This is a genomic window from Acinetobacter sp. V102_4 (genome assembly GCF_031799005.1).
Classification (GTDB): Bacteria; Pseudomonadota; Gammaproteobacteria; order Pseudomonadales; family Moraxellaceae; genus Acinetobacter; species Acinetobacter calcoaceticus.
In genome coordinates this window covers 182,785-201,630 of the sequence record NZ_JAVQNR010000049.1, presented here as the reverse complement: position 1 = coordinate 201,630, position 18,846 = coordinate 182,785, and the positions used below count along the sequence as shown (strand labels likewise).

Genomic DNA, 18,846 nt, shown 5'->3' with positions numbered 1-18,846 from the left:
TCCAAAATTTAGGCATAAAAAAACCCGCTAAATTAGCGGGTCCTTATTTAATATCATTTGAGTCGGCAACTTCTGGTGGCTCCACACCATTCAATGCCGCAGCTACTGCTTCTGATAAGTTTGTAGGCTGAAATTCAACAGGTGTTTCACTCACTGGTTCTTCAGGCACTTCATACAATCGGATATCAATCCAGCGACCTTCAGGTATATCTAATGGATTATCATGATCAGCAACGACTGCAGCTAGTTCAATATCAAATTTACGTTTATAGGTCTTAATTGAAATATCACCATTTTCCAGAGCTGAATACTCAACAGCAACTACCGTATTGCCATTGGCATCTTTAGGCACTTCGATATACCAACCCTCACTTGCAAAACCTAAAGATCCTTTCAACAGGTAATCACCTACATCAACTTTTTCAAAATCGATTGGCTGTTTACTGGCTTCCTCATTTAATTCAATTGACTCTGCAAAAAGCTTAACGATTGGAGAAGCTGATTTTACAAAACCATTTGCATCAACAGTTGTATTGCCTTCTGTCCATAATTTATGCCATACAGAAAAACTACCTCCTGCTGATGCTTTTTGTCTTACACGAATATCACTAGTATATGCAGCCGTCCAAAACTGCTTCATAAGATTCGTAGCGCCATTCGACCACAATCTACTTTCTAGCCAACCAGCACCAGGTGAATTAACAGCTGCTCCAGGAATATTAAAAAAACCTGCTCCAACATTGTTTAAGTCTACAGAAGTATCTGCGATTGTTTGTGGCGCACCAACACCAAAATCACCAACCTTCAAGATTCGACCAGCTGTCAAATCTGCAGCAGAAGTTGTAATGGTACCAGTTGCAGCGTTTCCTAATCCCTGCACTTGTGTCCAGTCCGGCGCTAGATTTGGAATACCGGAGGCAAAAGGCAACATAAACTGCCGCTTGCCTTGAGAAGAGTTATAGACAAAAGGCCGATGATCCCAACTAAATCTAAATAAAAGATTTGCCATTATGCTGTTACTCCATCAATCACTTGGAATACCAATGTTTCAGTATGTTGAACAACACCACCTACAACCGCTTTGATATCCATCTGACATAAACCCAATGGCCATGTAGCAGTACTTGCTCCTGATTTCACGCTAAGCCATCCTTTCTGAGTCGTCTGGCTTAAAATGGCGCAGGTTAAAGTAGCCACTGCCGCACCGGTATCCAAAGTTTTAACTTGAGAAGTAAATGCATAACCCGTTAAGTCGATCGCACGACGTACATCATTTGCTGGAAATTGCAACGCATCATCCATATCAACCAGCTGCAAATTCAAGTTGAATGTGTCACCACGCTTAAAAACGAAATTGCTCATAAGTGATTCCTGTAGACATAAAAAAACCACCGATGAGGTGGTAGTGATTTAATAAAACCAGTTTTAAACTGACCTAGGTTAGAATATTACTTATTACAAAGTAACCAGGTTTAGAATTCATTTGTGCACTCCTTCTTTATAAAAACTTAAAACAAACTGTTTAGCCGAGTATTCTTTAGAAGCTTTCCTCATAGAAAAGTAGGCATTTGATAGAAACCCAAACATGTAAAGGGATATAATTATTAATAAGAGATAAGAACCAGAAGCAATTTCTTCTTTAAGTATAGGCATTAGCTTGGCACTATAAATATATGGCAATAAGCCTAAAATCGCAGATATGAAATAACCACTTATCAATAATTTTACTTTATATTTAGGTCTATCATAGGTAATCAATGTATAGTCACCGTTTTCTTCATTTTTAATAAAATTTAAATAGCCTTTAGACTCAAAAAAATCATTAGACCAATAATCGGGGTTATTCGATATCAATAAGAGCTTTAAATCTTGAAAATTAGCTTTTTCATTTTTAAAAAAAACTTTAGAAAATCTATCTCTTTTTATCTTATTAATATCATTATTTGGAAGAGCAAGAATACCATCCAATCTCTCAGCATTCTCATAATCCATTTTCCATTGATCAATAATACTTTTTCTACGACCCAACTTTGCTTTGATCCACTCAAGTACCAGGGAACTTAGAAAGGTAAGAGCTGCGCCCAAGATTGCAAATAAAAACTTTTCAAGCATAAAAGAAACTTATAAATATTAGAAAATTCACCTTACTTTATAAAAGATAGATTTATAATATTTTTTTGAAACTTTTTTTTAATTTATATTAAATCTGATCGTTACATTATACTGAATGAAGTTTGCATCTTGACCGACAAAAACTGATTGTCCTTGTAGACATTCAAGATGATCAGTGATGAAATATTCAAAATGATGAAGTAAAGAATCACTTAACTCAGTTAAACCTTTCGCACCACTATGATGTCTTGCAAAACACTGGACCATTATATTACCTGTACGGCGTGTACATGGTTTATCAGCAACTCCTGCCACGAAACTCGGTCCACCTGCGATCGTAAGACGACACCACAAGCCTTCCTTTGGTACTTCAAAGCCTGGTGCATTTGGATACTGAATTCTGTTCTGTGCAATACCTGTAAAGCTTTGCATACGATCGATAATAGCTTGCCTTGTCTGCTCTAAAGTCATTGCCATCTTAACCACCATACTTTTGAGAAATATAAGTAAACGTTGTCTTGTAAATACCTTGAGGTGCTTGATCTGACCAACCATTTTCTAAGCGCTCTGCATAAGGCTGGTTGTTCTGGATGTAAACCAAATTGCCCAGCTTAAATTTAACGGCTTGAATAGCTGCATCTTGAACGGCATTTGTTTCAGGACTACGTACACCATAATCACCAGATCCAATAGAAACAATGTGAGAAGCACGATAAGCTCCAGTATCAACGGGACTTGAAACTACTAAAGACTGAACAGCATCCATAGTAATTTTCTTTACCTTTTCCTCTGCTGTTTTAGTCACTTCAAAACTAAAATCAGTTGGCCTTTTCCCCTTCCATCCCATCATTTACCTCGCTTTCTTCATACATTTTAAAAAGGTCTTGAGCGATCGCTTGAATTGAATATGCTTCAAATTCTGAACTAGGCTCTTTTTCTCCCATGAGCTTTTTAACCTTCTGCCAAACATGAACAGCTTCATGCAAAAGCAAGCCATAGATCTCTACCAATTTCCTTTCTGAGGTATCGCCCAACTGAACAATTGCTAACGCACCATCGGAATAGAAATCAACTTGCGCAGCTGCCCCTTTAACGGACATGAATGGATCAACCTTATTCATGTCTTCGAATAAGAGATCCATGTGAAGCTGATTTCTAGCAAGTGTGTATTGCACATGTTGAAATGGTGAGATATGCCATAAGGGAACGTAATCTGTGCTAACCATGGTCTAACCTATCAACTTAGCAAAGGCGTTTCAGTTGCCTCTCTGCCATCAAATGCGTTATGAATAAAAATGCCATCCACATATTCGGGATGGCATTCGCAGTGAAAAAATGAATGAGGTTTTAAATCATCATCAGGTACAACCTGAACGCTGTCATAAACCTCATGTGCAGTCCACGTCATATTTACTCCAATAAAAAACCCACCGAAGTGGGATTAAGAATTTCTAAAAAATCGATCTTTTAATCAAGAGAAGGATAAGATAGCAATTATCATTCTTGAAGTTGCTGCAGAATATTTTTAACTAGATTTAATTCAATTTGATTTCGAAGATTTTTATATAATTCTAATTCTTTTATTATTTTTTCGAGAAATTGCAAGAATTCAGAATAGGTTTCATCCTCCTCATGGATATTTACAAACTCTTCTAAGGTACTATCAATCCACGATTTCATATCTATTAACTGGTTTGTTACAACTCCAAAATATCTAAAATTTTCAATTAATGCTTGAAATTCTTCTTGGATTTGCTGCACTTGTTTAAAATAACTTAAAATTAAATTTTTATTTTTATGAAAAATTGGATGATCTAAACCTATGCGTATTCTAAAGGGGTCCCGTTTATCCCTAGCTTCTTTAGGTAATAAACAATCAAGTTCTGTATAAATAAAACCTGCCTGATCAATTCCTTTAGAAAATTTTTCAAATTGATTAAAAACCTTTAATCCAAATTCATTCCGAACTTGCTTATTATGCTGCTCTCTCCAGTCACTAAAGAGAATAAATGCTGCAATTGGAGCAAAGAATGCTGCTGATATGCTTAATGAATCTTTTAAAACTTCATAAAAAATCGAAGAATCAATAGGCTTAGTTAAATCAGATTTTAAAATGAATCCGAAAATCAAATATGATAAACAGAATAATCCCAACCAAAAGATTGTGAGTTCTACTTTAACTTTTAAATTTTTTCTAGCCATATATCCCCCTAATTCAGAAGGATATTAGAACAAGTAATTAAACTTGTCTCAACTGACATTTCCAGATTGTACTGGCTGGATCTTGCTGAATATGAATTACTCGAAATGAACCTAAGGCTGTAATCCATTCATCATCAATTTTTGGGGCCATAGTCACTTCATTTTGAAGTACGGTCGCTTTCTTATCTGTAGTCAGTACTCCAAGCGTTTGTATTTCATATTGACTGTATGAGCCAAACAGAACGCCACGGCCAGAATAGTTTTCTTTAACTTCAACATGAGTTTCAGTCTTAGGATCCCAATTTGTTTTTGATATCCGTTCACACGTAAAGGTATGCACGGCGTCAGCCAAATCTTCATTAAATGCTTCAGCAATGTCCGCCTGTAACTCATCTCTTAAGCCCATTATTTATGCCCTGTAAAGTGGAATGCCGAAGCCATTAAAACTTGCATTAGGATCTTTCAAATCAATCGAATCAATATAATCAATTGCTATCTGTTCAAAGCTAGAAATCGCTTCAGTACCTTCTTGATACTCTTTCTCAGATTCGACTGAATCAGCTTTAACTTTCTTTCGTTTAAGCAACTGCTCTTTGCCGTTATAGATCGCCTTAGCAAGAATGCCTTTAATAATTTCACAAGCAGCGTCTTTGAGGAGTGAATCAATAGGATCCGGCACGAACCCTATCCTTTTTTTCATCCAGACATTTGCAAGTTGAACCAGACGAGCTTTATCACTGTCTGGTGCAAAATCGCTGCCCAAAATTGAATTTGCGTCATCTACAGTAATAAAGCTCATTTCATTATTCCTTTGGGATCAGCTTAAGTAGTTCTGCTTTTGAAGCAGATGGTTTGTAGCCAATGTCTTTACTTGCCAAATATTCTTTTAATTGATCGTTAGACCAACTTTCAAAATCATTTGTCGCCGTTTCAGTTACTGGATTTTCTGCCAATTTTCCAGCTTCCAATTCAGCAATACGCGCTTGCATAGCAGCAACATCATTTTTAAAAGCGTCAAATTCTGATTGGATGCTTACTACCTTTCCTTCAGCAGCTTTAGTAGCATTGTCAGCTTGGAGTACAGCATCTTTTAAACGTGAGTTTTCAGAAAGTAATTCCGAGCTATCACCATTAGCTTGTTCTAAGATTTCGATTTTCTGTTTAAGTTGCCCGTTTTCCTCAACAACCTTTTCACACTCAGCTTTTGTATTATCAATGACCTCTTGCAGCTCTGGGGTAATTCCCACTGCAACATTTACTGTGGCCAAAGTCGTTTTTGCAGGCTCTGCCAATTTGCGAACTTCAACTGGAATATCCAAAGCTTCATAGTCATTTTGGATTTTTGGATAGTCACCATAAATGATTACTTCTTCAGCACTACGATTTGGATATTCATAATAGTCTGGGTTTGCAAATGTTCCGACTTCTAAAGCTGCTGCTGCGGCAATACGTGTATAGATTAACTTCATGATACTTTTCTCTTAATAATAAAAAAGAGGGCTAAGTTGCCCTCCAATAAAATTAGATGTTTAAGGTATTAAGGCGTACCAGACAAATCCAACAATGTACCAGCAGTCATTTTGTTGCTGGTTGCATGTTTCAGCCAGTTTGCACTTGAACCCAGTAAAGAAAGATCAGGATTAATACCTTTGGTTGTATCCCAGCTATAACCAAGAAGATCCATGTTAAAGGTACCTTCAGCACGCATACCAATTCCTAAGTTTTCTTCATCATTAATGTCGTAAGCTCGGAAGCCTGGTACTTGTGATTCAGTGACAGTAACAGCTCCCACTTGCAAACCAAATGCATCATCATCGCCCACGGCATCAGTAACCAATACCGGCTTACCTAAAGTACCTGATAAACCACCATAGATAACGATTTCAGATTCGCCATAAATCTGCTTAGTGATTGCATCATCAACAATATCGAAATAGGTGTCTGAGTTCATTACCCACAAACTAATACGGCCAAACTTATCGCCAAACTTACGCATTCCTTTGGTTAAAGCTTTACGACCGTCTACTACGATACTGCCTTTTGCAACCATATCAGGATTGCTTGTAATTGCTGCTTTCAATGAAGCCAAGCTGTACTGTAAACGCCCTGCAACTAAAGCATCTGCCAAATCATAGCCAAGAATCATTGCAAACTCTTCAGGTGTACGAGCACGGCGCTTGAATGCCTCTTCAGTAGAAGCATAAGGACCATATTTATAGGGAATTTTCACCCCTACAGATTCACCAGCACCAATTTTTTCAGGGTTAACTTTAGCATTTGAGTTCACATCACGATGTTTGATGCTCCCCCCCACTCGGTAAAAGGAATCTTTGCTAAAATCACCTTCAATGATTTCATTGCGATAAACAATCGCTCCAGCGGATGCCTCATTAAAGACATTCAAATTGTCTTGCAAACGCTCTAAATAAGCAGTTTGAGCCAATTGGTTGTAGATGATCATGTCTGAATTTACTGTAGTCATAACTACTTATCTCCAAATGTTTAATAATTAGTTTGGTAGTTTTAGGAATGAATCTTGGCCATGTTCTTTGATGTATTCCGCTCTTTGAGATACTGACATCTCGCTACGCTTCATACCTGAAGGTGCTCCACCTTTACCCTCACTTTGGAAACCACCGCCATTTCCTTTACCACCTTTAAGGATTAAGTCTTTATGCTGGTATCCGCCAACCAAGGACTCTAAAGCTTCATCAACATTTGCAAGTTCACCAGGGCGAATACGTGAATAAATCTTTTCGCCATTCGGATCATATGCAACCACTTTGCCTTCTTCGATTTTGAAGTGCTGGCCAAATGTCGCTTGAACCATATCTACTGGTACTGCAATGTTGTCTTGAATGTACTTAGAACGAGCAAAACCACCGCCAATAAGCTCACCATGCAATTGAGCTTCTAGAGCATCACGTTGTTGAACGATTGGAGCATATTTTTCTTCAACTGCTTTGATAGCTTCAGCTTTCACTTTCTCGACTTCACCAGCATCCACTAGCTTTTTATCGTCAAGGTTTTGCATTGTCTGAATTGCTTTCTTAGCTGCCACAGGATCATTGATCCCATCAAAAGCTTTTAGGGCTTTTTCTGCCGCTTCTTTCGCTTCACGGTTCGTTTTTGCTTCATTGTTTAAACGTGCAATAGTTGCTACAGAGTGAGCGGCATCATGTGGCATCTCTTTACCATCATCATGAACATAGATAGGTTTATCACCCTCTACTTCCGCATATACCTTACCGTCGATCGTTACTGTTTTAAGTTTCATGGGTCATCCAACCTATATTTTCAAAATGGGCATCCACCCTGGTTCGCCGTCTGCATCCACTTTCGGCAGGCAATAAAAAAAGCCCTATATGTAATAGGGCTTTAATTTAAATAAGATTTAATAGGGCATTCTTTTTAATTCCCTATCTGGCTTTTGATACATCTTTCTTTTGAAAAATACTAAAAAAGATGAATTAAAGACAGAAATTATTCCATATATTAAAAACACGATTAATATGTGTTCATATCTAACTTCTAAAAAATAGATAATTGCGAAACCAATTAAAATACCACCAGAAAGTCTAAATAATGTTGTGAATGTATCTAGAAGTGCCTCAGATACCCCCATTAAGGTGCTTTTAAATGCAAAGTTAAAATAACGATAAAGAATCAAAAAAACCAAACCAATTACAAAATTAATTACGGTTGCAATTATAGGTGTTAAACCAAACTGGTCATTTGATGAATTAACTAATTTATCAATACCTTTCACTCCTTCCAAATAGTACGTCATCGATATTACGACTAGATAAATAATTGATACAATAATAATTTCAGAAATAATTATTTCTTTGAGCAATTTATTATTTCTGGATATTTCTACAAGCTTTTTCATTATATGAAGCACTAAACAATTAAATAAATTATAAAATATATAATTATCACTTTTAAGGCAAGATTCATATATTAGTTATTTTTTCATCTAGAATCTTTAACTCCTCTAAAGTGTATAATTTTCCCTCCGGATCATAAAATTTATCAAAATCAAAGATTCCTTCTTTATAAAGTTTGTACCTCTTTGGCCCAAGCCACTCTTTTTGGAAAAAGTCATCAGTCTTTTTGAAGAACTCTTTGAATGTAGTGTTTGCATCCAATTGCCCTATTAACTGGCTGCGCTCATCTTTCGGGATGTCTTTGACTTTTCGCTCATCCATTACAAAAGGACGCTGTCCAACTAATCGACCATCTTTATCAACTGGTACCAAGATGCTTCGACAATGTGGATGCAACGGTGGTACCCGTTTGGCTGGGTCGTTAATTTCCCATATAGTTCCATCTAAAGACGCACATAGCTTTGATGTCCTACCATCTAAAACACTAACAAATCGGACGTATTCAAAGCCTATTTGTTTGTAGCTATCTAGATAGGCTTGATTAGCCACATGGCTTCGTATAGTCCGAACAGTCCGGTCAATATCTGATTTAGTGCTGTTTAACAGACCATCTTCAAAATTAAGGCGTTTGGTACCGCGAATACGCTGGATAATTTCTTGGTTTGTTTTACCTGAGCTAATAACGTCACGAATCGCATATTCAACTTTTTGGCGGGCACTTTCTGCAATTCTTGATAAAAGGTCATCAACAAGAGCACCGCCAGCCAAAGGAACTTTTTTCGCTGCTGCAAAGAGCTTTTCACCGTCAGGCTTATTTATCCTTGCGCCGTATAATTTTGCAATGTAGTTAGCTTCATAAACGGCCATCGCTGTAGCTGAAACGGCGAAAACTTCAGGTAGGCTTGTATTAACACTACTAAACCATTGAGAAATTAAATCTCTTATTTCCCTAAGGTTTGAGGTTGTGTATTTCCCTCCAGCTAAAGCAATCTTTTCTGAATCACTAAGTTCATCCAATAAATCTCGAAGCTTTGAAAGCATTGCGTTCGTATCATCATTGAATAAACCCAATAATTCATTTACTGATTGCGAAGAAGTACGATAGAGATAAGCCTGATGTTGAGTGAGTACCTCCAAAAGATTTTTAATATCTTTAGCCATATCACCCTACCTACAGATTCACTGTTCCGTCTTTTTCGCCTTCGATGTTGTCTAGCTCTTCTTTATACTTTTGTTTTGGGAACATTCCAGTCTGGTTATATTCCCACCAAGATTTAAATGAAGATCGGCCTTGTAAAGCTGCTTCATATAATTGACGAGCAAGTTCAGCTTGATACCCTTGTTTATTAAATTCTTGGCTGATTTCGAACATCAGTTCATCTTTAGTCAGAACATCTACATTAGGCGCTACAAACTTAGCTGCCCATCTTAAAGCCATAGAAAAAGCTTCATTCATATTCACAACACAAAGTGAAAGAATGGAATGCTGCACGGCGTCATCACTATTTGATTCAGTAGCAGTCTTTTTCCCTGCTGAACCCTTTTCAATTAAACGCGCGCCCATCTCCTTCATCTGTTCCCATTTATCCTTCATAGCTTCCCGAGCTAAAGTGTTTGGATCTGCTTGTACAATCCCCAAATCACCGTTTTCAGGTAAAGGTAATAGAACTTTTGCACCGATATAAATGCCACGCTTTTTGGCCTCGTCGTACCAAGCCCAATTGACTCCCTTTGCATAAAACTGCGGTTGGCCCATATAAAAAACGGACTCTTGAAAGTCCGCACTGTCTCGGTAATGAGCCAAATTAAGATTAGCTAATGGGAGCAATGGAGGCTTCTTAATCTCTTCGGAGTTATCAATAGCTCCCACAAAGGTGAAAGGAATATATGACCAGGTATCACCGTTATAATCAGTTGGTGACTTCTTTTCTCCCCCCATCCAAGTACCTTTATCCCCTTTGGTGTAAACCTGAACTGTATAGATGTAATTTTCTTCACTATCAGGTTCTAAACGAAGAACTCGGTACTGCTCTACCTCTGTTTTGCTGAAACCATCATTGCCACGTTCAGAAGTAAATTCACGGATGACCACTAAGCAAAGCTTTTTCTGGTTATCAATCATCATTGAATCCCAATTGATTACATCAATGGCATTCAATAAATGAATCATCGGGAATGCTTTTTGCTGTTTAAACTCAGCGAGATTTCGAGATGGTTTAACTGCTGGATAATCTACATAAAGAGCGCAGCGGTAATGCTTTAATAAATGACGAATGCCTGTTTGTGCCAATTGATAAGCACTTAAGCCTGCGCCGTTAGCATTACGCTCTAAATGAGCGAGCTGGGATGGGAATTTAAAGCTTGGATCTGTAGCAAATGCAGCACCCACTAAACTGTTTGACGTTGTACCTGTAACTTCATAAAACACAGCACGTATCAAATAAGCTAAGTAAGCACTTTTGTTTGCTGGCGTTTTATCATGTGCATTAGGCTTAGGTAAATAATTTTCACCTTTAGCTTTAACTGCATCCTCACCCTCACAAACATCATCCAGTTTTTGCCAGTATGGCAAGTTTTTAACATATTCAGGATGTTTAAAAGTTACGTCACTCATCGAGAAAACCCCATATCTGCGAAGAAGACTTCAAAGCCTTCGTGTAATTCATTAAAAGCATCAGAACCAGCATCAACCTGGTCGTCATGAGTACCGTTCGGAAAGTGGCGAAGCTCATCTAAGAAGGCTTTATTCCATTCGCCTTTAAGCATACGAACATTCCCAACATTTACTTGAGCTGCAAAAGGTTGTGCCCTTGTTAGCTTGTCACCTGATATCGGCTTAGCAATTACGCTATAACCAGCTAGTAGTTTCACAAAAGCATTAGCTTGCGATTTACCCGCTTGACCAGGATCCTGAGGTAGACGAACAGTGACGTTTTTGCCGTCCAACTCAGTAGTTTGCTTTAACCGCTTATTAACGTTGTCTGGACCAAGTTGCCCTTTGGTCACATCGACAATATAAGTAAAGCCATCTGCGCCCAAAGCCTCCCTAACACCTGCCGTAAAGTCACCTTCATTCTCAGTTGCACCAAAGTCCCACGCTCGTACCTGCTTCACTACATCCGCAGGCAAAGCATCTATAATTTCAATATTGTCAGGCTTAAAAAAACCGCCTGCTGGCGGTGAAGGCATTTGTCGGTACTGACCAGCAAAAACATAAGGCGCAGCTTGCTCCATTTGTTTTAATTTTTGGATATTGTGTTTTGCTGGCCATAAAGCAGATCCATCTTCTTGAATAGCTGAAAGACAAAGATGTTCCCTCACTTCGCCGTTACCACCAGCAACAGGTACACCATCTTTTCTATCACCTAACAACCAGCCCGCTAAATCATCTTCGTGCAAACGTTGCATAATGACGATAATCGGCGTTTCAGGTGAGTTTGTACGTGACTCGAGTGTGTTCTGGAACCAGTCAATCACACCTTCTCGAATTGTTTTAGAAGATGCTTCATGTGCTTTATGTGGATCATCAATAATGATACAGCCACCAAAGTCGTCTCTTAGTTTTCCTGCTCCGAACCCTGTAATGGTGCCGCCAGTACCAGTCGCATAGCAGACACCGCCCTCAGATGTGCGCCAGAAGTCTTTTGCCTTACTATCATCTCTCAAAGCAAAATCAGGAAAGACTTTCTTATAGGCTTCCTCTTGCACAAGGCCCCTAATTTGGAATGCATTATTAGCTGCCAACATTGCGGAATAACTGATATGAATAAATTCAGAATCAGGCTTTTTACCGTAACACCATGCCATAAAATTAATTACGACAATCTCAGTTTTAGAATAACGAGGCGGTAAATTAATAACTAACCGCTTGGTTTCTCCGCGATAGACTTTCATTAAAGCCTCACAGAGTTCTAAATGGTGCCAGTTATGCATCCATTTATAACCACGGCGCTCCTTAAACATGTACCTTGTGAAGAAATATAAATCTTCTTGCGCCTCGATCCGGATGGCTTTATCCCGAGCCGCATCAGTACTCATCTAAGACCTCTCTCCTGGCTTTTAAATACTCTTCCATTGGAACAGGCACATCTGAATTAACAGTTTGAACTGGTCCGCCGTCTTTGCCTGTTATTTCTTGGCGATTAGTAAATTGTCCACCCATTTCCTTTGCAGCTTGTTCAGCCCACTTAGGAATCAAAACTGGATTGTCAGGATGTTTTTCAACTAAGTCTTGAAGTAGCTGTAGACGATAACGTTTATTAGCAATAGGAATTGCTTCAAGCTCTAAATTGGCTATACGTCGATATTCAAAGAATTTATCTCTCAGTTCTTGGCTTAAATCGTATCCAGCTCTCTTTGTTGGATCATAACGTTCACATTGCTGTGGAGTTACTTCCAAACCAAATACTTCTTTAACTTGTTTTGCTGTATTAGTAGGTGTTTCGAACTCAGCAAGCACCCTAATAATGAATAGTTTTATCTTTTTATTAATGCGTGCCATTTCCACCATTCCATCAACGTACATCAACGTAGAATGGCAAAAAAATTTAAACCACTCTTAAATAACAAGTGCCACAAGCATAATGAACATCAGCTCGAGACATCTCAGGTCTTGTTTTAGCAGCCTCAACCATTCTTTTGACATCCTCACTTGCACCATATCGGCGTACAACGCCTGTAAACTCTTCAACATCATGGCCTTGTATTGCTAACTTTGGCATACCTGTTTCTCGGTTATATGCTGGTGTTCCCCATTCGTCTTTCTTATGTGCAATGTGGTAAAGCTCATGCTCAACCAACGCACAAAAGTTCACGTCACTAGCAATCCGTGAATAAGAAGCATCAAAAGTAATGAGATATTCAGGAATATGATTAAACCACTGGATGAATTGTTCTTCTTGTCGTTCTTTCTTCCATCCCCCAGCATTGATCATGACTTTTTCAGTAGTACCAATGACTTGACGACCTTGCTTTTTAAAACCAGATCTAGCCCACATCACAGTAATATCGGGATATCTAAATGACCGTAAATGCAAGTGGTCAGGGTTAAATAATTTAGATTTTGGATCTAGAAAAACCTTTCTTATCCATTCCCACATTTCTGGCGCCGGCACAAAATTAGATGTACCCGTTTCAAATATCCATTCCGGAGGCATTGGACGTACGGGAACATGAAAGCCGATTTCATTTTTCATAAATTAAGTCCCATAAAAAAACCACCTCAAAGGTGGTATTTAAATATTAAAACTATCACAGCAACTTCTTGTAATTCTGCTTACCACACTCGTAAGGAGTACCAGTTAATTGTTTAGCTATATCAAGATAAGACTGATTTTCTTTATCGAATTCCAGATTCATTTGTTCACGAGTGGTTTTCTCTTTTCCTAATTCTTGAGATTGTTCAAAATTATCATTATAGAATTTTTTAATCTGCTCATTTGCATTAGCCAGATCACAAACTGAACTTGTAAGTTCCAACTGCTCTTTAAAGTTAAGTTGTCTTTCATCTGAAAGCATTCCTAATGTTTGAAATTTATTGATAGCCTCTTCACGTGCATTAAATAGATCATTGGCCTCTGTTAAAAACTCTAATTTAGATTTTGGATACGCCTGAGATGAAACAAGTCCCAAAAGCAATAAACTAATTATTAAATGCAGTTTCATATTCATCAACATTTTAGAAGGTAACTTTGTTGAGAAATTATATATCTAAAGATAAAAAGTAGTTTAAATAAAAGATGAGCCCCGCCAATAATCGATATTTAGCAGGGCTATTGATATCTCATTGATTTCAGGAAGAGATCAACTACTACTTAAAAACAGACTCTTATGTAAAAAGAGGTGTACCTTGTTTAATACGTTTTCTAAATTCAGCAAGCATTTCAGTTTGAGAAATATCGATTGCCCAATATGGTCTAAGCTGAAAGTGAGGTTTATCAACAAAACTAGTCCACTTACCTCCCCATTCCAGCCCTAGTTCCAAACCTAAGGCTCCTATTGCATTATATTTTGAAGAATCTGTTAAATATTTTTTTCCTTCAAATATTCCTATGTCAAATGCAGTACCAAAATTATGATTCGAGTATCCGCCTTTAGCGTTTGTTACTGGACTTCTGTGTGGTTCTACAGTTCTTCCAATATTATATAAAGCATCTTGATCAGCATATGATCTAAATCCACTTAAAACTTTAATTGTAATACCGAGCTTAGCAGCATTTTGCACCAATGCTCGAGCATAGGGTTGAACTTCTGGTAATAAAGTAATGATATTTTCCTCACTACGATCATCTACTTTATCAATTGAAAAATCTTTGGGGACTGTTCCAATAATATTACTATATATTGCTGTCCATGTTTCCGGTCCAGCACGACCATCTATATCCACACCCAATTTCTTTTGAACAGCGATAATCATTTCTTCTATTTTCATTTTCTTCACCATTTTATTTTTTGTTATAGCAATTAATATAATATTGAAAGATTATATTTTTTTAAATGACTTTCCGATACAAACATCAAAATAATTTATTTTATACATGACTATTTAATAAAATTTAAAAATATTCACATCAATCTAAAGTATATCTAATAATTTACACTAAGACATGAAGCATAAACCTAATTATCTTTATTTAATTTTAATAATAAAAAAATTATGTTTTTCTGATTTTTTAAAGAGTAAATAAGTCAACAAAAAAGCCCATCGAATGATGAGCTTCATTTCTTATAAAAAATAGATCAGGAAAGGTATTTGTATTTTTCAGCTAGATGCTTACTGGCTATTTCTGTTGCTTCCATATATGGCAACTCTGCACAAAGCCAAAATCTATATGTATTTTCACCAACAATATAACTCTGGCGGTTGTATGTTGACTGCTTGCATGAATCTATTTCACTGGCTTCAAAGTATGTACCTTCACGGTTATTTACAACATCACCATCTAAATCACCGCCAATACAGATATTCATTTTACTTACCAGTTTTTAGTCAAGCTGGACTATAGCATATAAAAAATACTTCCAAAGCTGATATTGTCTAGCTAGAAAGTTGGAGGTTTTCACGACCATTTCGTATTTGTTCTACAAACCACTTCAGATATTTTTCTCTATCTTCAAAATGTGGACTCTGCAATAAATTTATTTCTGCAAACAACTTATCTTGAAAATAATATGTGTAATTCAACTGATGACCAGAACTTCTATAGTTAACCCGAAAATACTGTTCAGCTTTAGATAAAAAGATTGTTGCCAATTTTCCTTGTTCTGCATTTAATTGATCAAGGTTGTCCAAATTTATAATTTCATCATATAGGCGATTTAAATCTCGCTCTAACATTTCTAGTGACCATTTTATTGACATTGTTTTACCTCCTGTATTACTGGAGATAGTTATATAACATAAAACAAAAAAGCCCACCAAATGATGAGCTTTAATACCAGTGTTTTAATTACACTTCGAACACTATAACAAAACTATGCCATATCGCGTTTAAACGGTCAAGCTACTCTTTATATGTGATAAATGCTCGATATCCTTTCTCAGGTTCATATGTGTAACTTACTGAAATTACCTTAAAACCAGAATTTGATAAAGATTGCTCATCAAGCCATGCCTGAACTTTGTTTTTAATACTTGTAGGGTTTTGTGATTTTATCAATTCAGTCTTATACATACTTACACCATTGTTAGAAAATTATATTTACCAAGAAGGTAAAATCTAGCACAACTAACCATAATATTCACTTGACCTTTAGACTGATTGGTAATTGCTGCAACTGCACTTAAGGATCTGTTCTCAACTTTATGTTTTACTAAACACATCACTGCAAACTTGGTTGTATAATCACATTTTTCAGATTTAAACACAGTCTTGAGTATTGATTGTATGTGGTCTGCTTCAAAATCATTTATCTCACATCGAATGTAAGATTTACTTTTTGGTAGTTCTTTACTTGATTCACGCATCAACCAGTAAATTTGATTGATATGAAGTCCGTCCGGTAGATCACCGCCTTTCATTCTAACTGTTTCACACCAAGCGCCAAACTGCTCTAACCAACCATCAATAGTATATTTTGACCAGTCCATTTGTTGTGTTTTTAAAGCTGCACTCATTTCTCACCCACCAATTGCTCAATTTGTTTAATCGCCACGCCTGCTTTAACTTGCTCTGTACTGAACCGTAAAACTGTAAAACCCATCATTGCCGCCGAGTTATATTTCTCCATATCCCCGATGTAACCCTTACCCCTTGTGTGACGTCCACCACCTGCCATCCAAATCCCGCCTTCAACCTCTACCAAAATCTTTGTATCGGTAATCAGAAAGTCAGCTCTCCATTTGCGTTTTGGATGGAATTTATATTCCTGCTCAAAACTGATCTTGCATGCTCTTAAGTGTGTTACCAGTACTGTCTCGCCTTCACTTGGCTGTCTGATACCTTGCTTTGCTGAACGGCGCTTCTTTGTCTTCACTGGAAATAATTCACGGTATTCAGCTAAACTCATGCTAGACATGCAACCCCCTTTTCAAAAGCGATGAGCTCACTTTCCAAGAGCGCTACGTTGACATCGTAGAGGTCTGTCATGCTGCACCCTGCAATGTGCCTTTAAAGCCAACTTGCTTGAGATATGGTTCCCATTGTTTTGCCTGAGTTGGATCGCTAAGTTTCACGGCGATACGTGCTGCGAGCTGATCGTAGCTTTCCCCTGCAGCAGCAAACTGGCTTGCGAATTCAGGATGTTGTGAAAGTTTTTGAGCGAAGGTGTGAACCTGTTTGTCGCTCAGTTTTTCTTGAGCGCTCGGCGCGCCTCGTACTGACGACCCTGAATTCCGGAAAGCGGTCTGTTCACGAGCTTGGTATTTGCCACATGCGTTGATTAACCAATCTGCAAAGTGGTAATGCATGAGTTCATCACAAAGATTCTTCTCGGCGTTGTAGAGTTCAAATGCACGTAATTCTCGATCAAACCAATTTGCATTTTTGATCTGCTCGTAAGTATCCTGATCAGTTGCCAAACGAATTTCTTCACCAAGTTTTTTCAAACTCAACCATGTTTTTTTATTTATAGATTCTACTGATAGATTCCCTGATAGGTTCTGTGTCCCAATATTGGGACTGGTCTCGGTACCGTTTTTGGGACTGGTTGCGGTCCCATTATTGGTACTAGTACCGCTTTTGGAACCAGTACCGAAATTGGAACTAGTCCCATTATTGGTACTAGTCCCCTTTTTGGGACTGGTTAAATCATTTTCTTCACGGCCCATCACACCAATTAACTGGTAAACCTTCACACCATTTCCTGTGATTTCACCTGTGAATCTAATTAATGAAATTGCTTCTAGCTCATCTAATACTTTGATCACCGTTTTACGGTTTAGCACAGTGTCTTTAACCATACGTTTAATGCTTGGGTAACACTTGTGAGACTCACCCGCTCTATCAGCCAAAGCCAATAAAACGAGTCTCTGACTTGAAGTTTTAACCTCTGCTTTGAAAGCCCAAATGGTTGCGTCCAGACTCATAAGCCCACTCCAAATAAATCGGTTTGTTGGGCATTTGGAGAAATCCAAAGGCATTCTTGGCGACTCACACCACCTCTATTCCCTGAGGCCTGTACAGCTTTAGTTTTCTTTACCCAGTGTGTTAAGCGTGAGTTGTAAATTTCATGGTCATAACCCGATAAAATGACTTTGCCTTTGACCTGATTTAATAGATCTAATAAATCGATATGGTCCTGATCACTCATTTCATATCGATAAGCCGTCATGTTTGATGTTCGAGTACTTCTTACATACGGTGGGTCCACAAAAAATAATGTGTTCTCATCGTCATATTGGTTAATCACTTTTGCAGCTGGCTGGTTTTCAATAAGAACCTGTTTTAAACGCTCAGCAAACTGCAATAATCGATTTGGATAACGTTCCCATAACGCAATTTCATAATTCTTTTGTCGGCCTCCCGCCATTCTAAAACCGGTTTTTCCTTTAGTTGCTCCAGCTGAACCAAAACCCATTTGTGCTCGAATGATCATTCTTCTCGCTTTTTCTACAGGGTCTTCGGTTTCATCGTAGGCATCATAAAATTCAGTGCGAGCAAATGGCGTTAAATACAATTTCTCTTCTAAACATCTTCGTTGGTCTGGTTCTCTGAGTACTTTGAATAAATTCACGACCTCATTATCTAAATCGTTATAGACCTCAATAACACTAGGTTCTTTAGTAAATAGAACGGATGCTCCTCCACCAAATGGCTCAACATAAGTTTTGTGGACGGGAAAATGTGAGATAACCCAATCAGCGATCCGGAACTTGCCACCGTGATAACGGATAAGCGGATGTTTTAAACTACTCATGACACCTCCGCCCGTGCTAATTCTTCTGCAGTTAATCGACGTTTTGCTTCTAACTCAGCAATTGATGCCGATCTAAAGAATTGAACTGGTAGATCTAACTGCTTCCCGCATGCTGACTTAACAAAAAGTCGTTTAGGGGTGCTGTAGTAAAAACCAAATACTTCAAAAATTTCTTTATGTTCCAGTTCATTAACAACTACCATATCGCCCACTACAAACTCCTGTGTGTTGAGTTCGATTGGTTGTTCTGATAAATTATTTCTGTTCATTTGATTCACCTCAATTG

29 protein-coding genes are annotated in these 18,846 nt (G+C 37.8%); all 29 read right to left on the bottom strand.

Annotated elements, in window-relative coordinates:
- Positions 1-43: 43 nt before the first annotated feature.
- Positions 44-1,009, bottom strand: coding sequence for a phage tail protein (locus RMB13_RS14530; protein WP_311085599.1), 966 nt, complete (start codon positions 1,007-1,009; stop codon positions 44-46).
- Entirely contained in the window at positions 1,009-1,362 is a 354-nt protein-coding gene (locus RMB13_RS14525) for a hypothetical protein (RefSeq protein ID WP_311085598.1), read from the bottom strand. Before RMB13_RS14525 ends, RMB13_RS14530 begins: the two co-directional genes overlap by 1 nt.
- A 117-nt stretch (positions 1,363-1,479) precedes the next feature.
- Entirely contained in the window at positions 1,480-2,112 is a 633-nt protein-coding gene (locus tag RMB13_RS14520) for a hypothetical protein (protein ID WP_311085597.1), read from the bottom strand.
- 78 nt (positions 2,113-2,190) lie between these two features.
- On the bottom strand, positions 2,191-2,589 hold the full coding sequence (locus tag RMB13_RS14515; RefSeq protein WP_311085596.1) for a hypothetical protein: 399 nt from the start codon (positions 2,587-2,589) through the stop codon (positions 2,191-2,193).
- A gap of 1 nt (position 2,590) precedes the next feature.
- A complete protein-coding gene (locus RMB13_RS14510) occupies positions 2,591-2,959 on the bottom strand; it encodes an HK97 gp10 family phage protein (RefSeq protein ID WP_311085629.1) in 369 nt (122 codons plus the stop codon).
- A complete protein-coding gene (locus RMB13_RS14505; RefSeq protein WP_311085595.1) occupies positions 2,931-3,338 on the bottom strand; it encodes a hypothetical protein in 408 nt (135 codons plus the stop codon). Before RMB13_RS14505 ends, RMB13_RS14510 begins: the two co-directional genes overlap by 29 nt.
- A gap of 11 nt (positions 3,339-3,349) precedes the next feature.
- On the bottom strand, positions 3,350-3,520 hold the full coding sequence (locus tag RMB13_RS14500) for a hypothetical protein (protein WP_311085594.1): 171 nt from the start codon (positions 3,518-3,520) through the stop codon (positions 3,350-3,352).
- Between the two features lie 89 nt (positions 3,521-3,609).
- Positions 3,610-4,314, bottom strand: coding sequence for a hypothetical protein (locus RMB13_RS14495; RefSeq protein ID WP_311085593.1), 705 nt, complete (start codon positions 4,312-4,314; stop codon positions 3,610-3,612).
- Positions 4,315-4,351: 37 nt separating this feature from the next.
- Positions 4,352-4,720: a glutamate 5-kinase gene (locus RMB13_RS14490; protein ID WP_311085592.1), complete on the bottom strand. Its 369-nt coding sequence runs from the start codon at positions 4,718-4,720 to the stop codon at positions 4,352-4,354.
- 3 nt (positions 4,721-4,723) lie between these two features.
- The gene (locus RMB13_RS14485; protein WP_270903755.1) at positions 4,724-5,113 is read right to left on the bottom strand and encodes a hypothetical protein; all 390 of its coding nucleotides are present in this window, start codon (positions 5,111-5,113) and stop codon (positions 4,724-4,726) included.
- Positions 5,114-5,117: 4 nt separating this feature from the next.
- A complete protein-coding gene (locus RMB13_RS14480; protein WP_311085591.1) occupies positions 5,118-5,783 on the bottom strand; it encodes an Ish1 domain-containing protein in 666 nt (221 codons plus the stop codon).
- 68 nt (positions 5,784-5,851) lie between these two features.
- Positions 5,852-6,796 carry a major capsid protein gene (locus tag RMB13_RS14475; RefSeq protein WP_311085590.1) on the bottom strand — a complete coding sequence of 315 codons (945 nt, stop codon included), beginning with the start codon at positions 6,794-6,796 and terminating at the stop codon, positions 5,852-5,854.
- Positions 6,797-6,823: 27 nt separating this feature from the next.
- Positions 6,824-7,591, bottom strand: a complete 768-nt coding sequence (locus tag RMB13_RS14470) for a DUF6651 domain-containing protein (RefSeq protein ID WP_311085589.1) — start codon at positions 7,589-7,591, stop codon at positions 6,824-6,826.
- A 117-nt stretch (positions 7,592-7,708) separates the two neighbouring features.
- Complete coding sequence (locus RMB13_RS14465; protein WP_311085588.1) at positions 7,709-8,206, bottom strand: hypothetical protein; 498 nt, start codon at positions 8,204-8,206, stop codon at positions 7,709-7,711.
- Between the two features lie 64 nt (positions 8,207-8,270).
- Positions 8,271-9,365: a minor capsid protein gene (locus RMB13_RS14460; RefSeq protein WP_311085587.1), complete on the bottom strand. Its 1,095-nt coding sequence runs from the start codon at positions 9,363-9,365 to the stop codon at positions 8,271-8,273.
- Positions 9,366-9,375: 10 nt separating this feature from the next.
- A complete protein-coding gene (locus RMB13_RS14455) occupies positions 9,376-10,818 on the bottom strand; it encodes a DUF4055 domain-containing protein (RefSeq protein WP_311085586.1) in 1,443 nt (480 codons plus the stop codon).
- Positions 10,815-12,242 carry a phage terminase large subunit gene (gene terL, locus RMB13_RS14450; protein ID WP_311085585.1) on the bottom strand — a complete coding sequence of 476 codons (1,428 nt, stop codon included), beginning with the start codon at positions 12,240-12,242 and terminating at the stop codon, positions 10,815-10,817. Before terL ends, RMB13_RS14455 begins: the two co-directional genes overlap by 4 nt.
- Positions 12,232-12,705, bottom strand: coding sequence for a DUF2280 domain-containing protein (locus tag RMB13_RS14445; protein ID WP_311085584.1), 474 nt, complete (start codon positions 12,703-12,705; stop codon positions 12,232-12,234). The genes terL and RMB13_RS14445 overlap by 11 nt, the downstream gene beginning before the upstream one ends.
- A gap of 46 nt (positions 12,706-12,751) precedes the next feature.
- Positions 12,752-13,399 (bottom strand): putative metallopeptidase, encoded by a 648-nt coding sequence (locus tag RMB13_RS14440; RefSeq protein WP_311085583.1) that lies wholly within the window; start codon positions 13,397-13,399, stop codon positions 12,752-12,754.
- 55 nt (positions 13,400-13,454) lie between these two features.
- Positions 13,455-13,868, bottom strand: a complete 414-nt coding sequence (locus RMB13_RS14435; protein ID WP_311085582.1) for a hypothetical protein — start codon at positions 13,866-13,868, stop codon at positions 13,455-13,457.
- A gap of 163 nt (positions 13,869-14,031) precedes the next feature.
- Positions 14,032-14,634 carry a M15 family metallopeptidase gene (locus RMB13_RS14430; protein ID WP_311085581.1) on the bottom strand — a complete coding sequence of 201 codons (603 nt, stop codon included), beginning with the start codon at positions 14,632-14,634 and terminating at the stop codon, positions 14,032-14,034.
- A gap of 308 nt (positions 14,635-14,942) precedes the next feature.
- The gene (locus RMB13_RS14425; RefSeq protein ID WP_311085580.1) at positions 14,943-15,173 is read right to left on the bottom strand and encodes a hypothetical protein; all 231 of its coding nucleotides are present in this window, start codon (positions 15,171-15,173) and stop codon (positions 14,943-14,945) included.
- 67 nt (positions 15,174-15,240) lie between these two features.
- Positions 15,241-15,564 (bottom strand): hypothetical protein, encoded by a 324-nt coding sequence (locus RMB13_RS14420; protein WP_311085579.1) that lies wholly within the window; start codon positions 15,562-15,564, stop codon positions 15,241-15,243.
- Positions 15,565-15,706: 142 nt separating this feature from the next.
- Positions 15,707-15,877 (bottom strand): hypothetical protein, encoded by a 171-nt coding sequence (locus RMB13_RS14415; protein ID WP_311085578.1) that lies wholly within the window; start codon positions 15,875-15,877, stop codon positions 15,707-15,709.
- Between the two features lie 2 nt (positions 15,878-15,879).
- On the bottom strand, positions 15,880-16,320 hold the full coding sequence (locus RMB13_RS14410) for a hypothetical protein (protein ID WP_311085577.1): 441 nt from the start codon (positions 16,318-16,320) through the stop codon (positions 15,880-15,882).
- Positions 16,317-16,721, bottom strand: coding sequence for a DUF559 domain-containing protein (locus tag RMB13_RS14405; protein ID WP_311085576.1), 405 nt, complete (start codon positions 16,719-16,721; stop codon positions 16,317-16,319). The genes RMB13_RS14410 and RMB13_RS14405 overlap by 4 nt, the downstream gene beginning before the upstream one ends.
- 67 nt (positions 16,722-16,788) lie before the next feature.
- Positions 16,789-17,730 (bottom strand): helix-turn-helix domain-containing protein, encoded by a 942-nt coding sequence (locus RMB13_RS14400; protein WP_311085575.1) that lies wholly within the window; start codon positions 17,728-17,730, stop codon positions 16,789-16,791.
- Positions 17,727-18,560 (bottom strand): DNA adenine methylase, encoded by an 834-nt coding sequence (locus RMB13_RS14395; RefSeq protein WP_311085574.1) that lies wholly within the window; start codon positions 18,558-18,560, stop codon positions 17,727-17,729. The genes RMB13_RS14400 and RMB13_RS14395 overlap by 4 nt, the downstream gene beginning before the upstream one ends.
- Positions 18,557-18,829: a hypothetical protein gene (locus RMB13_RS14390; protein WP_311085573.1), complete on the bottom strand. Its 273-nt coding sequence runs from the start codon at positions 18,827-18,829 to the stop codon at positions 18,557-18,559. The genes RMB13_RS14395 and RMB13_RS14390 overlap by 4 nt, the downstream gene beginning before the upstream one ends.
- Between the last annotated feature and the right edge of the window lie 17 nt (positions 18,830-18,846).

What these genes read in the sequence shown, in the direction of transcription:
- RMB13_RS14480 (WP_311085591.1), bottom strand. Translation starts at nt 5,783, where the DNA reads ATGAAGTTAATCTATACACGTATTGCCGCAGCAGCAGCTTTAGAAGTC.
- RMB13_RS14395 (WP_311085574.1), bottom strand. Translation starts at nt 18,560, where the DNA reads ATGAGTAGTTTAAAACATCCGCTTATCCGTTATCACGGTGGCAAGTTC.
- RMB13_RS14490 (WP_311085592.1), bottom strand. Translation starts at nt 4,720, where the DNA reads ATGGGCTTAAGAGATGAGTTACAGGCGGACATTGCTGAAGCATTTAAT.
- RMB13_RS14435 (WP_311085582.1), bottom strand. Translation starts at nt 13,868, where the DNA reads ATGAAACTGCATTTAATAATTAGTTTATTGCTTTTGGGACTTGTTTCA.
- RMB13_RS14530 (WP_311085599.1), bottom strand. Translation starts at nt 1,009, where the DNA reads ATGGCAAATCTTTTATTTAGATTTAGTTGGGATCATCGGCCTTTTGTC.
- RMB13_RS14475 (WP_311085590.1), bottom strand. Translation starts at nt 6,796, where the DNA reads ATGACTACAGTAAATTCAGACATGATCATCTACAACCAATTGGCTCAA.
- terL (WP_311085585.1), bottom strand. Translation starts at nt 12,242, where the DNA reads ATGAGTACTGATGCGGCTCGGGATAAAGCCATCCGGATCGAGGCGCAA.
- RMB13_RS14455 (WP_311085586.1), bottom strand. Translation starts at nt 10,818, where the DNA reads ATGAGTGACGTAACTTTTAAACATCCTGAATATGTTAAAAACTTGCCA.
- RMB13_RS14400 (WP_311085575.1), bottom strand. Translation starts at nt 17,730, where the DNA reads ATGAGTCTGGACGCAACCATTTGGGCTTTCAAAGCAGAGGTTAAAACT.
- RMB13_RS14500 (WP_311085594.1), bottom strand. Translation starts at nt 3,520, where the DNA reads ATGACGTGGACTGCACATGAGGTTTATGACAGCGTTCAGGTTGTACCT.
- RMB13_RS14470 (WP_311085589.1), bottom strand. Translation starts at nt 7,591, where the DNA reads ATGAAACTTAAAACAGTAACGATCGACGGTAAGGTATATGCGGAAGTA.
- RMB13_RS14405 (WP_311085576.1), bottom strand. Translation starts at nt 16,721, where the DNA reads ATGTCTAGCATGAGTTTAGCTGAATACCGTGAATTATTTCCAGTGAAG.
- RMB13_RS14465 (WP_311085588.1), bottom strand. Translation starts at nt 8,206, where the DNA reads ATGAAAAAGCTTGTAGAAATATCCAGAAATAATAAATTGCTCAAAGAA.
- RMB13_RS14460 (WP_311085587.1), bottom strand. Translation starts at nt 9,365, where the DNA reads ATGGCTAAAGATATTAAAAATCTTTTGGAGGTACTCACTCAACATCAG.
- RMB13_RS14525 (WP_311085598.1), bottom strand. Translation starts at nt 1,362, where the DNA reads ATGAGCAATTTCGTTTTTAAGCGTGGTGACACATTCAACTTGAATTTG.
- RMB13_RS14495 (WP_311085593.1), bottom strand. Translation starts at nt 4,314, where the DNA reads ATGGCTAGAAAAAATTTAAAAGTTAAAGTAGAACTCACAATCTTTTGG.
- RMB13_RS14445 (WP_311085584.1), bottom strand. Translation starts at nt 12,705, where the DNA reads ATGGCACGCATTAATAAAAAGATAAAACTATTCATTATTAGGGTGCTT.
- RMB13_RS14520 (WP_311085597.1), bottom strand. Translation starts at nt 2,112, where the DNA reads ATGCTTGAAAAGTTTTTATTTGCAATCTTGGGCGCAGCTCTTACCTTT.
- RMB13_RS14515 (WP_311085596.1), bottom strand. Translation starts at nt 2,589, where the DNA reads ATGGCAATGACTTTAGAGCAGACAAGGCAAGCTATTATCGATCGTATG.
- RMB13_RS14390 (WP_311085573.1), bottom strand. Translation starts at nt 18,829, where the DNA reads ATGAACAGAAATAATTTATCAGAACAACCAATCGAACTCAACACACAG.
- RMB13_RS14505 (WP_311085595.1), bottom strand. Translation starts at nt 3,338, where the DNA reads ATGGTTAGCACAGATTACGTTCCCTTATGGCATATCTCACCATTTCAA.
- RMB13_RS14415 (WP_311085578.1), bottom strand. Translation starts at nt 15,877, where the DNA reads ATGTATAAGACTGAATTGATAAAATCACAAAACCCTACAAGTATTAAA.
- RMB13_RS14420 (WP_311085579.1), bottom strand. Translation starts at nt 15,564, where the DNA reads ATGTCAATAAAATGGTCACTAGAAATGTTAGAGCGAGATTTAAATCGC.
- RMB13_RS14410 (WP_311085577.1), bottom strand. Translation starts at nt 16,320, where the DNA reads ATGAGTGCAGCTTTAAAAACACAACAAATGGACTGGTCAAAATATACT.
- RMB13_RS14510 (WP_311085629.1), bottom strand. Translation starts at nt 2,959, where the DNA reads ATGGGATGGAAGGGGAAAAGGCCAACTGATTTTAGTTTTGAAGTGACT.
- RMB13_RS14440 (WP_311085583.1), bottom strand. Translation starts at nt 13,399, where the DNA reads ATGAAAAATGAAATCGGCTTTCATGTTCCCGTACGTCCAATGCCTCCG.
- RMB13_RS14430 (WP_311085581.1), bottom strand. Translation starts at nt 14,634, where the DNA reads ATGAAAATAGAAGAAATGATTATCGCTGTTCAAAAGAAATTGGGTGTG.
- RMB13_RS14425 (WP_311085580.1), bottom strand. Translation starts at nt 15,173, where the DNA reads ATGAATATCTGTATTGGCGGTGATTTAGATGGTGATGTTGTAAATAAC.
- RMB13_RS14485 (WP_270903755.1), bottom strand. Translation starts at nt 5,113, where the DNA reads ATGAGCTTTATTACTGTAGATGACGCAAATTCAATTTTGGGCAGCGAT.